A 1,147-nucleotide genomic window follows, 5' to 3' on the forward strand; every position below is an offset into this window, starting at 1 on the left:
GAGGATCATCTTCTCGCGCAACAGGTCGGCTTTCAGGTTGGGGGTTTGCCAGTAGCTCTTGTCCACCTTCCAGCTGTTGATCAGCACAATGCGTTTAATGCCGAGGCTGGTGGCATCAATGAGAATGCGTTTGAGCATTTTGGGCCGGGGCAGGGCCATCAACAAGGAAAGCGGCAAGGGGGGCATTGGTTGAGATTCTGGTTTAAATTCAACCAATACTTCATTGTTTTTTATTGACTTTATAGTGGCAAAGCCTGTGCTTTCGCCCAACAGTCCGGCTCGACATTGCTGCCCCTCGGCCAGCTTGAGCACCGTGCGCACATGATCACATTGGCGGGCATTCAGGCGCCAGAGGGCGTCGTACAGGTGTTGGTCTGGATGCAGCAGCAGCAAATTCATGGCGCGAATTATGGCACACCGTGTGGCGCGTCAGAACAAGCGTTTAGGACGGCGAGGGGCTGCGTTGTGAACAGGCCGGTTGACGATCTGTTGACGCAAATCACTGTTTCCTTGGCTATTATAGCCCTTTGCCCGGCGCCACTGGATTGCTAGAGTGTGCCGCCTGATCACCCGTTCCATTAACTGTTCAGTTTGGAGAATTTCATGCAGTTTCAGGGTACTGACCAATATGTGGCCACAGATGACCTGAAAATGGCCGTGAACGCAGCCATTGCCCTCAAGCGCCCGCTGCTTATCAAGGGCGAGCCCGGCACCGGCAAAACGCTGCTGGCCGAACAGGTCGCTGAATCCCTGGGCCTGCCACTGCTGTCGTGGAACGTGAAGTCCACCACCAAGGCACAGCAGGGCCTGTATGAATACGATGCAGTATCGCGCCTGCGTGATTCCCAGCTCGGCGCCGAAGGGGTCGAGGATGTGTCCAACTACCTGAAGAAGGGCAAGCTCTGGGAAGCCTTTACCCATGAAGGTCAGGTGGTCCTGCTGATCGACGAGGTCGACAAGGCCGATATCGAATTCCCCAACGATCTGCTCCAGGAGCTGGATCGGATGGAGTTCTTTGTTTATGAAACCGGCGAACTGATCAAGGCAGAACAGCGCCCGATCGTGATCATTACCTCCAACAATGAGAAAGAGCTGCCGGACGCCTTCCTGCGCCGCTGCTTCTTCCATTACATCAACTTCCCCGATG

At 55.0% G+C, this 1,147-nt stretch carries 2 protein-coding genes; one reads left to right on the forward strand and one right to left on the reverse strand.

Annotation, left to right across the window (positions count from 1 at the left end; translation table 11 throughout):
* Positions 1 to 321, reverse strand: a 321-nt coding sequence (locus A3730_RS05660) for a 16S rRNA (uracil(1498)-N(3))-methyltransferase (RefSeq protein WP_231883858.1), incomplete at its 3' end; no start/stop codon positions are given.
* Positions 322 to 603: 282 nt separating this feature from the next.
* On the opposite strand from A3730_RS05660, the gene A3730_RS05665 reads away from it, so the two are divergent.
* Positions 604 to 1,147, forward strand: a 544-nt coding sequence (locus A3730_RS05665) for a MoxR family ATPase (RefSeq protein WP_156500949.1), incomplete at its 3' end; no start/stop codon positions are given.

Source organism: Alcanivorax sp. HI0044 (assembly GCF_001634945.1).